The sequence below is a fragment of the Povalibacter sp. genome (genome assembly GCF_036735925.1).
Classification (GTDB): Bacteria; Pseudomonadota; Gammaproteobacteria; order Steroidobacterales; family Steroidobacteraceae; genus Steroidobacter.
Map to the genome: position 1 here is coordinate 1 of NZ_DAINNK010000102.1, position 14,843 is coordinate 14,843.

The 14,843-nt window shown below is 65.2% G+C and carries 13 protein-coding genes; 8 read left to right on the forward strand and 5 right to left on the reverse strand.

Features of this window, described 5'->3' with window-relative positions; all coding sequences use genetic code 11:
- Positions 1 to 98: 98 nt before the first annotated feature.
- Positions 99 to 755 carry a glutathione S-transferase family protein gene (locus V7D81_RS20925; RefSeq protein ID WP_324319948.1) on the forward strand — a complete coding sequence of 219 codons (657 nt, stop codon included), beginning with the start codon at positions 99 to 101 and terminating at the stop codon, positions 753 to 755.
- A gap of 75 nt (positions 756 to 830) precedes the next feature.
- Here V7D81_RS20925 and V7D81_RS20930 read toward each other — a convergent pair whose 3' ends face one another.
- Positions 831 to 3,566, reverse strand: a complete 2,736-nt coding sequence (locus V7D81_RS20930; protein ID WP_324319950.1) for a Kelch repeat-containing protein — start codon at positions 3,564 to 3,566, stop codon at positions 831 to 833.
- Here V7D81_RS20930 and V7D81_RS20935 point away from each other — a divergent pair.
- Positions 3,565 to 3,717, forward strand: a complete 153-nt coding sequence (locus V7D81_RS20935) for a hypothetical protein (protein ID WP_324319952.1) — start codon at positions 3,565 to 3,567, stop codon at positions 3,715 to 3,717. The two genes, V7D81_RS20930 and V7D81_RS20935, sit on opposite strands and share 2 nt — an antisense overlap.
- Positions 3,718 to 3,782: 65 nt before the next feature.
- Here the strand turns inward: V7D81_RS20935 and V7D81_RS20940 are convergent, their stop codons facing one another.
- From V7D81_RS20940 to V7D81_RS20950, 3 genes are all read right to left on the reverse strand, one after another.
- Entirely contained in the window at positions 3,783 to 4,808 is a 1,026-nt protein-coding gene (locus V7D81_RS20940) for a hypothetical protein (protein WP_324319954.1), read from the reverse strand.
- Positions 4,809 to 4,975: 167 nt separating this feature from the next.
- Positions 4,976 to 6,070 carry a porin gene (locus tag V7D81_RS20945; protein WP_324319956.1) on the reverse strand — a complete coding sequence of 365 codons (1,095 nt, stop codon included), beginning with the start codon at positions 6,068 to 6,070 and terminating at the stop codon, positions 4,976 to 4,978.
- Positions 6,067 to 6,918 (reverse strand): hypothetical protein, encoded by an 852-nt coding sequence (locus V7D81_RS20950; protein WP_324319958.1) that lies wholly within the window; start codon positions 6,916 to 6,918, stop codon positions 6,067 to 6,069. Before V7D81_RS20950 ends, V7D81_RS20945 begins: the two co-directional genes overlap by 4 nt.
- Before the next feature lie 272 nt (positions 6,919 to 7,190).
- On the opposite strand from V7D81_RS20950, the gene V7D81_RS20955 reads away from it, so the two are divergent.
- The 5 genes from V7D81_RS20955 (at position 7,191) to V7D81_RS20975 (ending at position 12,089) form a co-directional block, all read left to right on the forward strand.
- Positions 7,191 to 8,669, forward strand: a complete 1,479-nt coding sequence (locus tag V7D81_RS20955) for a CHRD domain-containing protein (RefSeq protein WP_324319960.1) — start codon at positions 7,191 to 7,193, stop codon at positions 8,667 to 8,669.
- A 112-nt stretch (positions 8,670 to 8,781) separates the two neighbouring features.
- On the forward strand, positions 8,782 to 9,555 hold the full coding sequence (locus tag V7D81_RS20960) for a TorF family putative porin (protein ID WP_324319962.1): 774 nt from the start codon (positions 8,782 to 8,784) through the stop codon (positions 9,553 to 9,555).
- A 31-nt stretch (positions 9,556 to 9,586) separates the two neighbouring features.
- Positions 9,587 to 10,189 carry an RNA polymerase sigma factor gene (locus tag V7D81_RS20965; protein WP_349257714.1) on the forward strand — a complete coding sequence of 201 codons (603 nt, stop codon included), beginning with the start codon at positions 9,587 to 9,589 and terminating at the stop codon, positions 10,187 to 10,189.
- A 17-nt stretch (positions 10,190 to 10,206) separates the two neighbouring features.
- Positions 10,207 to 10,821 carry a zf-HC2 domain-containing protein gene (locus V7D81_RS20970; protein ID WP_324319964.1) on the forward strand — a complete coding sequence of 205 codons (615 nt, stop codon included), beginning with the start codon at positions 10,207 to 10,209 and terminating at the stop codon, positions 10,819 to 10,821.
- Entirely contained in the window at positions 10,818 to 12,089 is a 1,272-nt protein-coding gene (locus V7D81_RS20975; protein ID WP_324319966.1) for a S8 family peptidase, read from the forward strand. Before V7D81_RS20970 ends, V7D81_RS20975 begins: the two co-directional genes overlap by 4 nt.
- 14 nt (positions 12,090 to 12,103) lie before the next feature.
- Here V7D81_RS20975 and V7D81_RS20980 read toward each other — a convergent pair whose 3' ends face one another.
- Entirely contained in the window at positions 12,104 to 13,801 is a 1,698-nt protein-coding gene (locus V7D81_RS20980; protein ID WP_324319968.1) for a methyl-accepting chemotaxis protein, read from the reverse strand.
- A gap of 167 nt (positions 13,802 to 13,968) precedes the next feature.
- Here V7D81_RS20980 and V7D81_RS20985 point away from each other — a divergent pair.
- The coding region (locus V7D81_RS20985; protein ID WP_324319970.1) for a LysR family transcriptional regulator at positions 13,969 to 14,843 on the forward strand (875 nt) is incomplete at its 3' end.

The following is a 14,843-nucleotide window of genomic DNA, read 5'->3' on the forward strand; positions in this document are numbered from 1 at the left end:
CGCAGGGGAAGGGACGCATCATCCAGTCCCGATCAGTTGTTACCATACTTCCGGAGCCGATTTCCGGACAGATGAATCAGGACGCGGAGAACACAACCATGCTCAGACTGCACGGTGTCGCCATCAGCAATTTCTACTGCATCGCCAAGCAGGCATTGCTGGAGAAAGGCATTGCCTTCGAAGAAGTGCGGGTGATGGCGAATCAGGAACCGGCCTGGCTCGCGATCAGCCCGATGGGGAAAATTCCGGCGCTCGAGACCGAGCGCGGATTTCTGACCGAGACCAACGTCATCCTCGAATATCTCGAAGATCTGCATCCGGCGACGCCGCTCTATCCGCAGGACGCATTCGCGCGCGCGAAGGTGAAGCAGCTGATCAAGGTGACCGAGCTGTATCTCGAAGCGCCGGCACACCAGCTCGTGCCGTGGCTGTTCGGCAGCAATCCGCTCCCCGACTACCTGCGCGAAACGGTGCGGCCGCAACTGGAACGCGGCCTGGCCGCGCTGCGCCGGCTCGCGACGTTCTCGCCGTGGGCCAGCGGCGAGCAATACACCGCGGCGGATATTTTCCTGTACCGATCGACCGACATGGTCCAGGTCATGACACGGAAGTTCTACGACTGGGATGCGATCAGCACCGTGCCCGGTCTCAGGGAATGGCGCGCGCACATGGCGCAACGGCCGGTGACGCAGGCGATCGATCAGGAATCGAACGCGGCGCGACAGGAGATTCTGAAGAAGACCGGGCGGGCGTGATCCAGCATTGCGGGCGTTGATACGCCCGCGCCTTGCCCGGGTCGAAGCTGCCATCGCAGCTTCGACCCTTCCGGCTCAGGGCCGCGACAGCTCGTGACTGAACCCGGCCTGCCAGGCGACACCATTGGCCGAGCGCCAGATGTCGTGATGACGGTCGGTGGCCACTCCGCCGATCACATGCAGCTTGCCGGCGTGCGGAATGAGCAGGTGAGTCTTGCGCGGCGCGAAGGGCGCTGCGGTCAGATCGCGCTGCCACTGCACGCCATCGGCGCTGGACCAGACGTCGTTGAAATACGTCACGCCGAAGTAGCCGCTGCGGCTGGCACCGCCGACCACATACAGCCGGCCTCCAAAGACCGTTGCGGCATGTTCGTTGCGCGCAGAGAAATGCGCGCCCGCCGCCACCGGTGTCCAGGCGCGTCCGTCCGTCGAGGTCCAGATCTCGTCGCTGCCGATCGCGGTGGCAGAGTCGCCGCCGGTGGCACCGCCGAGCAGCCAGAGCGCGCCATTGAAGGCAACGACCTGATGACCGTACCGCGGCGAGAACGCGGCCGCGGCGGTTTCCTGTACCCAGGTCGTGCCGTCGGCGGTCGACCAGACGTCATTGAAGGAGTTCGATGCGTTGACGCCGCCGATCACCCATAGCCGGCCGTTGAACGCCACGGCCTTGTGCGCGGAGCGCGCGGCGAAGCCCGGAGCGGCATGCTGCGTCCACGTGACGCCGTCGGCACTCGACCACACTTCATTGTTGTGAGTGCGTGTTCCGCCCTCGTCCTCGAAGTAGTCGAATCCGCCGATCACCCAGAGCCGGTCGTTGAACACGACCACGCGGTGACTGTCGCGCGGCGAGAAGACACTGCCGTTCGTCGCGACCTGGCTCCAGTTGAGACCATCGGCACTGCGCCAGACGTCGTTGGTGTCCAGTCCGTCCTGACGGCCGCCGCCGATGAGCCACAGATAGCCGCCGAAGCTGACGCCGTCGGCAAAGCCGCGGAGCGAGAACGTGGCAGGCAGCAAGTGCGTCCACTGTGCGCCGTCCTGCGATTGCCAGACCTTGCTGGAGTAGCCGCGCAGAACGCCGCCGATCAGCGTGATCCTGTCGGACTGCTCGACGACTGCCGCCAGATAGCTGCGATCGATTTCGGTATCCAGCGCCTCGGGCCGCCATGTCAGTCCATCCGTCGTCGAGTAGGCATCGGCAGTGACGGCGCCATCCACACCGTTCGCGCGGGTCCTGCCGCCCATGACCCAGAGACGACCGCCGAGCACGAAGGCGGTGTGCTGGAAACGTGCAGGCAGCGATGCAGCACCCTGTGTCACCTGCGTCCAGGCCGTGCCGTCATAGCGCCAGACTTCATTGACGGTCGTGCCCGCGAGGGGAACGGTGTCCGAGTGATCATTGGAACCACCGATGTACCAGAGATAGCCGCCGTAAGAAGTCAGTGAGGCGTGGGCGCGTCGGTTGGCACTCGCAGGCAGTGCAGCTTGCGATGTCCAGTTATTGCCGTTGTCCGAGGAGTACACCGCACCGCGATCGACGAGCCACATCTTTCCATCATGCACGGTTGCATTCACGTAGACCGGTGACGGAGCGGTGCCAAGCAGCGGCGGAGCCATGTTGGTGGCCAGCATCCACGTCACACCGTCGCTGGAACTGTAGACCTCACCGACTCCATCGAATGGCTGCTGCGGCGCTGCGCCGCCGATCACCCACAACTTGTCGTCGTAGACGAGCGTCTTGTGCCACCAGCGCGCGCCGAATGCGGCGAAGTCGGCTTCGCGTTTCCAGCTCCTGCCATCGGTGGATGACCACACGTCTGCCAGGGGTCGATGCTTCGCCGGAGAATCGAGCGGCTCGATGGGCTCGGCACCGCCGATCACCCAGTACTTGCCTTTGAAATAGGCCGCACCGTGACCGATGCGTGCGGAGAAACGCTCATGGTTGACGACGACCGGCCGGCCGAGCATGCCGTTGTCGGCAAGCGCGTAGTACGCGGGTGTCGTCAGCGTCGCGCGGGTATCGGTGATGGGAGCGACGCCCGCCGCGGTCAATTCCATGCCGGTACAGGTGGCGCTGGTATCTGTGATGTCGCAGTCGGCGAGGCGCGTGCGGGCGAATTGCAGACCATTCGCGCGCGCCGGCAGGTTCACCTCCGTGGAGTCCTGTCCGATCCACGCGCTGATGCGATCGGCCGCCTGCACGTTGAGCGTGTAGGTCGCCTGGGCCAGGCCGTAGTTCGCATCGGCCGCCTTGGTCGCGGTAATGGTCGCCGAGCCGATGCCCACTGCCGTTGCCGCGCCCGCGTCGACGCGGATCACGCTGACGTTCGAACTGACGTAGGCAATTGCGCCGCTGCCCGCGCCGCCGGTCGCTGCGTTCGTCGTCGTCGAGCCGAGCAGCACATCGAGCGGCCCGGACTGCGCGAACGCGATGGCTTGAGTGCCCTGCGTCACATTCAGGGTGTAGGTCGCAGAAGCCGCGTTGTAACCGCTGCTCGCTGCCTTGCTCGCCGTGATCGTCGCCGTGCCGACGGCAAGCAATGTTGCCGTGCCGGAAGAGGCGTCGATGGTCGCAACCGCCGTGTTGTTGCTGGAGTAAGAGATCGCACCCGTGCCCGCGCCGCCGGAGGCAAGATTGGCAACGGTCGTACCGGCTGCACCGCTGACGGTGCCCGCGGTTGCAAAGGCAATGGTCTGATTCTGAGCGGGTGGTGGAGCAGGAGTAGATCCGCCACCACCGCCGCCGCCGCATGCACCGAGCAGCGGCAACAATACGAGCGTCCAGAGCCAGTTCCATGAGCGAGCCTGCATGGCCATCCTCCCAATTCGCTTCTTGTTTGGTGTGTGTGTGCCTGCGCGGCATCACGTTATTTCTGCAGCGCAGATCATCGAGGATCTGCGTCTGTCGCATCAGATTAGCGAGTTGCTGCGCCGGTTGCGACCTGATTTTTCGTGGAGATGATCTGCGCGCATGCATTCTGCACGGCATGTCACATAAGCGAGAAACCGCCGTCGATCGGAGATGCTCTATGGGGCTTTGATCTCGATGAAACGGTTGAACGCGCGCTCATCGTTTCGAGCAAGCGCTTCCTTGAACTCTTCGGCCATGAAATACACCTCCGTGTATTTCGTCCCCAACTGGCTTTGCATGTTCTCCGCAAAACTTTCGTGCGGGGAGCATTCCCAGCTTTCCTTGCATACTGCATTCACGCTATCCGGATTGTCAGACGTGCAATCGAAACCGAGATCGCACGCCGCCAGGGTGATGGCCACTCCTCTGAAGGGATTCGAGCTGTACTGACCATTCATCAAGGTGAACCCCAGCACGTACAGAGCGTGGGGATCCTTCGACAACACGATATCCCGCAGGTCGGCTTTGACTTGCGCCGTCGTCAGTGTCTTCTTCTCCTCCGACCCGTCTTCATAAAGTTTCGGAAGACTCATCGCCACGCGATTCACTTTTGCCATCGAGTCGCCGAGCGCCAGGGCCCGATCGAACCAGTACTGACGCGGGTATCCCCCTGCGCGCTCGGGAAGATGGGCGAACGGATCTTCGCTTGCCAGGCTGATGCAGCGACGAAAATTCCTTTCGAGCCGATCGAGGCCCCATTGCGGACCTTTGTACTGTGCCTTCTCCTGGGCAAACTGCGCCTCCGGATTCTGGCTGCCGCGGTAGGTGTGAACGACCAGCACGCAGGTCAGCAACGCTTCGCTCACATAGAACGCCGCTCTCCCGTCGCCACGCATGGCAGCATCGCTGGCCATCTTGATGAACTCGGAACGATCGGTGGAACCATGGTAGAGCGCGCGCCACTCTTCCGGGGCAGTTGGCACACTGCCATGCTGTTGTGCCGACAGGGTGCGCGCGTCTTCATCCGGCAGCCCCGCTGCTGCATTCGTCGACTGCGTCCGGCTCGGTGCACTGTCATCAGGCTCGACGACATTCGACGCTGCCGGCGAAGCATCGTGCGAGGGGACCACCATCGATTCACGCGACGAATGCAGATAAAGACCGATGCCCGCCAGGACGATCACTGTCGCAACGACGAGCACTCGATGAAAAGCCGCCTTCCGCATCCATCAAACTTCGCAAGATGCGGACTGCGCCGCACGTCAATCGACGAGTATCGGCAATCCTCCATCCGCATATCGTTGTTGCTCGTTCGCGTCCAGGCGGGGCGCGGCAGAAGCATCCCGACGCGCCGTCGCGCGGCACGCACTCAGAAAAATCCATGTACCTGCGCGAAATAGATTCTGCGATTCTGCAGATCGTTTTGCGGAATGCCGTCGTAGACCCGCGCACCGACGCGCAATTGCACGAACTGGAACGGCACGTATTCCCATAGCAGGCTGAAGCGGTTCTGTTCGTCCTCGTCGACGTCCGTGTCGGGTTCGAAGAATTCGGCGCTGAGTTTGAGGTTCTGGCCCTGCGCGAGGCGCCAGTTCGCTTCGAGCAGTCCGACCCATTGCCTGCGTTCGTCGGGGCCGAGGGTTTCGTCGGTGATGTAGTCGGCCTCGGCGAGCCAGGCGATGGGGCCGGTGCGAATGCCGGCAAAGAGGCCCTGCATCTGCCGGTCGCCGGCGTCGGTATCGTTCAGATTGAAGCCCGCGCCGATGCGCCATGCGTTGCGCACGTACTCGGTCCGCAGGCTCGCCTGCTTGCCCTCGTCCTGCTCCGGGCCGCTTGCCGTGCCGTTGGTCACGGCGAGTTGTGCCGACCAGTTCGCCGATTCGAAGTCCACCTGCACGCCGCGATCCGGCGTTGCGAAGTTGATGCCCGTGACCTGGCGGACGAAGGCGGCATCGTCTTCGAGCCGCAGACCGTACGGCAGATAGAACTGTCCCGCCTGCACGTTCCAGCGCCGATCCTGCGTGGTGTAGCGCGCGAATGCTTCGAGGTTGGTGCTGCCGCCGGGCGCGAGACGCTGATCGATGTAGACGGCGAATCGATCGGGAACGGCCGTGATCGCCAGATACGCGCGCACCTCTTCGAGATCGAACTCGGACTGCGCATCATCGTGCGGCACGTCCGTGTACGTGGCATTGGCGCGCAGATTGCCGCCGAGCGCGAAGAAGCGGTTCACTGCGCCGGTCCACGTATCCGTGCCCGTGCCTTCGATGCGACGTGCCGGCAGCGCGGTCTGCGCCCAGGCGTTGCCGAATGCATTGCGCATGCCGCCGCCGGCAGGATTGAAATGACAGTTGCCGCATTTCAATCCCTCGCGAACCGCGAAGTACGGCTCTGCATGAGCGATGGACGAAGCGAGAAGCGGCAGCAACGCCAACAGCCACCAGAACGTCGTGCGGGATTTCATCGCGCCGTCTCCACCGTGAAGCGCAGGACGAAGTCCCCGCCGGGCGAGCCATTGCCGTCGCCATCGATGGCGCGGGCGCCGTAGTCGGTCAATGCAACGGGGCCGCTGCCGCTGATGCGCAGCTCGTACGTATCCGCAGGGAATGCCGCGACGCGCGGCACGATCGCGATCACGGTGGGCTGCTGGACGCGGACGGTGACGTCCACCGGTATGGCGATCTCGTTGCCCGAGTCGAAATCGCCGTCGCCTCCGCTCATGCGCAGTGCGACCGGATTCGATTGCAGCCGCGACGTGTCGAGTTCGACGTTCGATGCGACGACGATTTCACGCAGCGGGGGCTGCACGATCTCGCCGTTCTGCGGCGCAGTGGACGTCAGATGGGCAAGCTCGAAACCGGCCTTGCTGCTTGCCGTGGATGAAGCACCGGCGGCGCCGTCGACGATCCACTGACGAATGACGGCGATCGTCTCCCGCGACAATGCCGGTGCATTGAGCGGCATGCGTCCACCGACCGCGGCAGTGCCTTCGATTTTCCGGATGAGATAGCTGGCATCGGGATTGCCCGGCTGCACGCGCAGCAGTGCCGGCACCTCTACACTCGACGCATTCACGAGCAAGGCGTAGGAGGCGCCTTCATCGAGACGCAATCCGAGCGGCGCGGCAGCGCCGGCATGGCAGCCCGTGCACACGGGCGTGAAGACTCGATCCTGGATGGACTGGAAGGTCGGTTGCAGCTCACCGCTGTCGCCTTCCTCGGGCCGACCGTTCTCGTCCAGTCCGTCGCCGTTGCCCGCGCAGCCCGCGAGTGCACAGGCTGCACAAAGCACTGCGAACTTCGTCGTCCTCATGCACTCGTCCTGCTCATGACGCCACCGCAGATTGCTGCTTGCAGGCAGTGAGTGCCCTGTGCGGCGCGTCTGGTTCATTCGTTCTACTGTGGGGCCGGCTTCAGCCGGCCTCCTTTCCAAAGTCAGGCTAAAGCCTGACCCACAAGAATCCCCTCCTGTCCCCCCGCTGCGCGGAGGAAGGGACGCTCGACTCGCCCTCATCTCAATCATCTTTGAACCGTGGCGAGCTGCTTCGGTACTCACGAACACCAGTACATGAAGGGAGTGCAGCCATGGGCATGCAGAACAGCGTCCACATCCTTTGGCGATCCGCACTCGCGGCAGCGTCGATCGCACTCGCCGGCTGCGGTGGCAGCGGCGGCGGCGACGACACACCACCACCGCCGCCGCCACCTCCGCCGCCGACGGTGTCGCTCACGGCACCCGCAGCCGGTGCAGTCAACAGGACAGTGGCGCTGTCGGCGAACGCGAGCGCGACTGCGGGCGTGACCCGAGTCGAATTCCTCGTCGACGGCAGCATGATCGCGAGCGACACGAGCGCGCCCTACTCCGCCGACTGGGATACGTCCACGGTCGCCGACGGTTCGCATTCGCTCACCGCACGCGTGATCGATGCGAACAATGCGAACGCCACCTCGACCGCCGTTGCCGTGACGGTGACGAACTCGCCCAGCGTCGACGTATCGCTGAGCGCAGCCGAAGTCTTTCCGCGAACCGGCTCCACTGCCACGGGCGAAGGTCAGCTCACGTTCAATCTCGTGACCGGCGCAGTGAGCGGCGGAGTCACGTTGACCGGCATCACTGCGACGCTCGCGCACATTCACGGCGGCATCGCCGGCACCAATGGACCGGTACTCGTCGATTTCCTGCCGGGCGCCGCCGATCCGAATCGCTGGGAGGTCGAAGCCGGCGATACCCTGACGGCCGAACAAGTCGACGCGCTGCTCGCCGGACAGCTCTATGTGAATGTGCATTCCGCGGCGCATCCGGGCGGCGAGATCCGCGGCCAGATCAAGCCGTCGGGCATTTCCGTCGCCGTCGCCGGACTCAGCGGCAGCAACGTCGTGCCGCCCGTGACCAATACGGCCGACGGGTTCGCGGCCATGACCGTGGACGCAGCCGCAAACACCGCGACGGTGCATGTGCAGACTGCGGGTGTGGACGATGCCACCGAAGCTCACGTGCACAACGCACCGGCCGGCGAGAATGCGTCGGCACCCTTGCTGACGTTGATGAAGGATTCCGCAGCGGCTTCGCACTGGTCGCTCGAACAGCAGAGCATCACCGCCGCCGATCGCGAGGCACTCGCCAACGACCGTCTGTATGTCGACGTGCACACGCCAGGCGCAGTGAATGGTGCGTTGCGAGGCCAGCTGTCGCTGAGCGGCGAGGCGCCGCCTCCGCCACCGCCACCGCCGCCACCGACCGTGACGCTGGCGCAACTGCAGAGCACGATCTTCACGCCGGTCTGTTCGGGCTGTCACACCGGCGGCGGCGCGGCATTGCCTTCGTCGATGAATCTCTCGAACGCCGCCGCCTCGTACGCGGCACTTGTAGGTGTCGCAAGTACAGAGCAGCCCGGCGTGCAGCGCGTCAGCGCAAGCAATCCGGACGCAAGCTACCTGGTGCGCAAACTGGAAGGCACACCCGGCATCACCGGCGATCGCATGCCGCTGGGAGGCGCGCCGCTCAGCGCCGCCTTGATTGCAGACGTCCGCGCGTGGATCGCCGCAGGTGCACTGAACAACTGATCGTCATTCGATCCCGCGTTCTCATCGGCCGGTTCTCATCGGGCCATCGAAGCGCGTATGCTGCCCGCACCGAGAATGCTCTCGGACGAGCAGCGCGCGCCGACGGCCCGGAATGAGCACGTGCATTTCCAACGGCAGATGGAACGACTCGCGATCGTCGCGGACGTGGGCGCTGTGCGCTTTCTGCTTTGCGAACTTTGCGACCCTCGCCGAGGCGCGCGCGGAAATCGACTGGAGCGGTTCGCTGGCATTGACCAGCGACTACCTGCAGCAGGGACTGTCGCAGACGCGCGGCGAACCGGCGTTGCAAGGCGGTATGCGAGCTGCGTTCGACGAACGCTGGACCGTCGGCACCTGGGCGTCGAGCATCGATCGCTATGCCGGTTCGGACGACACGCTCGAGATCGATCTGTACGTCGCGCGGGCCTGGCGAATCGCACCCGAATGGATCGCCTCGCTGACGGCGACGCATTATTTCTATCCCGGCGATGACCGCTACGTCAGCTACGACTACGACGAACTCACCGCTTCGCTGGGCTACCGCTCGATGCTGTTCGCGACCGTGGCCTGGGCTCCGGACTACACCGACTTCAGCTATCGCGGCGTCGCGACCGACCGGTCGGCCCTGTCGTACGAACTGAGCGCACACCAGCCCATCGTGGGCCGCTGGTCCGGCACGGCCGGCGTGGGCTATCGCGATCTCAGCGACCTGTTCGACGAACGCTACTGGTACGGTCACGCCGGCCTCATCCTGGCGGCGAAGCATTTCACCCTGCATCTCACGTACACCTACGTCGATGCCGCTGCGCGGCAGCTCTTCGGCCGCGAGCGCGCCGACATCGCCTGGTCCGGAACGGTGATCTGGAGATTCGGCGCCGGCGATTGAACCGGAGGGCCCGCCGAGGGTACTCACCAGCGTGATGACGCATGCCCGCACCGATCCGAGTTCCAAGGCGACGCCTTTCGCCCGGCCCGCCGGACCCGGCAACAACGACGCCGAACTGGAACTCATCCGCCGCATCCGGCTGCGCGACCGCATCGCCCTGCGCGAACTGTACGTGCTGTATCACCGCCGGCTGTCGCGGTTCCTGATGCGACTGACGCAGCGACAGGACGTCACCGAGGAAATCATCAACGATACGCTGCTGGCCGTGTGGAACACGGCGGCGCAATTCCGCGGCGACTCGCGCGTCTCCACCTGGATCGTCGGCATCGCCTACCGGCGCGGACTGAAGAGCCTGCGGCGACGCTCGTTCGAACTGGTCGAACTGGGAGCCGGCGACGATCTCGCGGGCGCCGATGAACTGCAGGCATGCGAAACGCGCGAGTGGATCGAGGGCGCCCTGGTCACGCTGCCCATCGAGCAGCGCCTGTGCCTGGAGCTGGCCTATGTGCTCGGCCATTCCTGCGAGGAGATCGCGGCCATCACGAACTGTTCGGTCAACACCGTCAAGACGCGGCTGTTCCATGCGCGACGCAAGCTGTCTGCGCTGCTGCCGCGGCTGGCCGGAATTCCCTGAGGCAGGCGAAGATCCGCATGCGCGCACCGCACTTCAATCACGAGCGATGCTGGGAACTGATCCCATGGGTCGTGAACGGGCGCGCGAGCGAACCGGAACAGCGCGACGTACTGGCCCACGCCGCAGACTGCAGCGAATGCCGCGAAGAGCTGGCGCGGCACCATGCGCTGCACAGCCAGATGCGTGGCGACGAGGACGTGATCGCGGCGCCGAATGCCTCGTGGCAGAAGCTGCTGGCCCGCATCGATGCGCAACCGGCCGACAGCGCGGCGCCTCGTCGCATCGAACGGCCCTGGCTGATCGCCGCACTCTGGCTGCAGCTCGTCGCGATCGCCGTGCTTGCCGGTGCGCTGTTCCGCTCGGCCGAGCAGCCCGCCTATACCACGCTCGCCACGACGCAGCCGTCCGATCGACGCGCGGCGGTCCGCGCGGTCTTCGCACCGGGCGCGACACTGGACGAGATCAACCAGCTGCTGCGGCAGGTCGGGTGCGACATCGTCGCCGGTCCCAGCGAAGCCGGCGTCTACACGCTCGCGGCCACGGACGGCGACGACGTGCCCGGCATCATCGCCACGCTGCGCAAACATCCCGAGGTGCTATTCGCGGAGCGCAGTCAGACGGCCTCGCCGTGAAGCCCCTGACCACACTCATGGTCCTGCTCGCGCTCGCGGGATGTGCGCCGCTTTCGCGCGACACCGGCGACGAAGAACTGCTGCGCACGCATCCCGAGCGCTTCGTGCTCATCACCCTGAACAACGCCGAGGGCGAGCCCGCGGCGCGCGCGGGTTCGTCGCCGCGCGAGTATGGTCCGGCCATGCAGTACGGCGTCGCGTCCGGCACCCGCATCACGGCACGCGAAATTGCTGCGTTCTATCGGCTGAAGCCGGTGCGCGAATGGCCGATCACGCAGCTGCGCGTGCATTGCATCGTGTACCGGATGGATGCCGGCGAATCGCAGTCCGATCTGCTGCGACGGTTGCGCAGCGATGCGCGGGTCGAATCCGCGCAGCCATTGAATTCGTTCGTCACGCTCGGAAGCGTCTACAACGATCCCTACGCCGGCCTGCAGCGCAGCCTCGATGCGATGGGCGTGCCGCAGGCGCATGCACTGTCGCGCGGCAAGGGCGTGAGCATCGCGGTGATCGATACGCCCGTCGACGTCGCACATCCGGATCTGGCAGACAGTCGCATCGACGTGCGCAGTTTCATCGGCCAGCGCGCGAACGCCTCGGCGCATGGCACGGCGGTCACGGGAATCATCGCCGCCACGGGCGGCAACGGCCTCGGAATCGTCGGCATCGCGCCCGAGGCGCAGATCCATTCGCTGGCGGCGTGCTGGTCCCAGTCCGCCGATCCGGCTCGCGCCGCATGCAACAGCTTTACGCTCGCCGCCGCCCTGGCGACCGCCATCGATCTCAAGGCCGACATCGTGAACCTGAGTCTCGGCGGACCGAGCGATCCGCTGCTGCGCCGGCTCGTCGAATACGGACTGGCCCGCCGCATGATCTTCGTCGCGGCACTGCCGCGCCAGGGCGCGGCGGTCGGATTTCCTTCGGAGATTCCCGGCGTCGTGGTGGTCGATGCCGTCGGACACGAGCGCACGGCGCACGATGTGCTGCTCGCGCCGGGCACCGACGTGCTGACCCTGGTGCCGAACGACGGCTACGATTTCGTGTCCGGCAGTTCGATGGCCGCGGCGAATGTGTCAGGCGGCATCGCGCTGCTGCTGTCGCATCGATTGAAAGCCAATGAAGTTCGCGATGCGCTGGTGCAGACGATGTCGCGCGGCGACGGCATCAATGTCTGTCTCGCGCTCGCCGGTCAGCAGACGCAGCAATGCGAACCTGATGCATCGCGGGCCGCACAACGTGCGGCATCGGACATCCGTAGCGGTTCGTGAGCCTCGGCGCGTCTTCAGAATTCCTGCCAGGTCGAATCGTCGCCGCTCGCTTTCCTGAACTGCGGCGCGGGCGCCGTCGGCGGCCTGCGTACGCTGCGGCGCGCAGTCGCGGTGCGAACCGCGCCGCGCACGACGGGCTGCGGCTCTTCCGCGACCGGCATCGCCTGCGGTGAACCTTCGATCCGGAAGAACGCCACCAGCCGCAGCAGTTCCTGCGCCTGCTGCTGCATCGACTTCGCAGCGGCGGCCGACTCTTCGACCAGCGCGGCATTCTGCTGGGTGGCGTGATCCATGTTGGTCACGGCGAGATTGATCTGATCGATGCCCGAGGACTGCTCGGACGTCGCGGCCGTCATCTCGCCCACGATGTCGGTCACGCGCTTCACGCCCGTCACGATGCTGGTCAGCGTCTCGCCCGACGCTCCCACCAGTGCGGCGCCCGCTTCGACCTTCTCGACCGAGTCGCCGATGAGATCCTTGATCTCCTTCGCGGCGCTGGCGCTGCGTTGCGCGAGGTTGCGCACCTCGGAGGCGACCACGGCGAAGCCACGACCCTGTTCGCCGGCGCGCGCCGCTTCGACCGCCGCGTTGAGCGCCAGCAGGTTGGTCTGGAACGCGATCTCGTCGATCACGCTGATGATGTCCTCGATGCGCTTGCTGGACGAAGTGATCTCCTGCATCGCCGCGACCGCCTTCCTGACGACCTGGCCGCCCTGGTCCGCCTGCGAGCGCGTGCTGGTGGCGATCTGGTTCGCCTGCTGCGCGTTGTCGGCATTCTGTTTCACGGTCGAGGTCATCTCCTCCATGCTCGCCGCCGTCTCTTCGAGCGCGGCCGCCTGTTCCTGCGTGCGCTGGCTGAGATCGTCGCTGCCCTGCGAGAGCTGCGCAGCCGCGCGGTCCACCGTGACGGCGCTCTGCCGCACGTGCCCGACGGTCTCCACCAGCTTTTCGTCCATGCTCTTGAGCGCATGCAGCAGACGACTGATCTCGTCGTCGCCGCGCACGTCGAGCCGCTGACCGAGTTCGCCGCGGCTGACGCGCAGCGCCACGTCTTCGGCCTGCATCAGGCCACGCGATACGTGTCGCGCCAGCAGCCAGGCGGACCACACGGCGATCGCGAGCGCCAGCAGGAAGCTGCCCAGCATGACGGTGCGGTTCGAACCGGCTTCCTTGCGTGCAGCCTCGATGACTCTGCCTGCCGCCGTGATACGCAGCCCGATGAGCCGCTGGGTCGTCTCGTCCATGCGGTCGATGACGGGTTCGATGCTGCCGATGCGCACCTTGGTCGCGGCGTCGTAGTTCTGCGCGAGCAGCGCTTCGATTTCCTGCTTGCCGGCATCGACGATCGAACCGCGCTGCTCCTTGATCTGCTCCGAGAGCTGACGCTCTTCCGAGGACAGATCGACCTTCTCGAACTGCTCCATCAGTTCATTGATACGCGCGCGATTGGCCTTGACGCCCCCGTAGTTCTGTTGCGTGAAGGCGGTGTCGCGGTGCACATAGCCTTCCAGCCGGTACTGCTGGCTCTGCAGCGAGCGCTGGAAGATCTCGCCTGCGTGCGCGATCGGCACCAGGTTCTCCGTGTAGAGCGATTCCATCCGTTCCGACGAACTGTTGAAGGCGCGCAGACCGACGCCGCAGACGACGACGAGCGCCACGACCAGGATGCCGAGGTTGAGATAGAGCCGCGCCTTGATGCTGAGTCCGGACATGATGAATTCCCGCCTTTGAACAACTTCACGTATCGGCCGGACGACCGCGGGCTTGCATGTGGACGATGGCATTTCAGGGAATCACGTAGGATTTGCCGGGTCGCTGCGGATGGACACTCAGCCAAACCCCTACCCGTCCCGGACAAATTCGCGTACGTTGCGCCGCAATGCGTTTCGACCTGACCGACCTGAAGCTGTTTCTGCACGTCGTCGAAGCCGGCAGCATCACTGCCGGCGCCGACCGCATGCACCTCGCCGTGGCCGCGGCCAGCACCCGCATCCGCAACATGGAGCTCGAACTGGGGACGCCGCTGCTCAACCGCGAGCGGCAGGGCGTGCATCCCACGCCCGCCGGTCGCACGCTGGTGCATCACGCCCGTCTGCTGCTGCAGCAGGCCGAACGCATGCGCGGCGATCTGGGCGAATACGCCGGCGGACTCAAGGGCCACATCCGGCTGCAGTCGAACACCAATGCGCTCACGGAGTTCCTGCCCGAACCGCTGAGCAACTTCCTGGCGTCGCATCCGCAGGTGAACATCGATCTGGAAGAACGACTGAGCGATGAAATCGTCGCCGCCGTCGCCGACGGCAAGGCGGACATCGGCATCGTGGCGGGCACCGAAGACGTGACGGGACTCGAAGTGTTTCCCTTCCGCGTCGACCGCTTCGTCCTGGTCACGCCGAAGTCGCATCCGCTCGCGAAGGAAAAGCGCATCACCTTCGCCGATGCACTCGACTACGACTTCGTCGGCCTCGACCGCGCGAGTTCCCTGCAGCGATTCCTTTCCGACAAGGCCGATCGCATCGGCCGGCGACTCAAGCTGCGCGTGCAGTTGCGCAGCTTCGATGCCGTGTGTCGCCTGGTCGACTGCAACGTCGGCATCGGCGTCGTGCCGCAGACCACGGTCGAGCGCAACGCCCACATGAAACTGCGCCGCATCGAACTCACCGACGACTGGGCCATCCGGCGCCTGACGATCTGCGTACGCCGCCTCAAGGATCTGCCGACGTATGCGCAGGAGCTGGTGCGCGATCTGCAGGT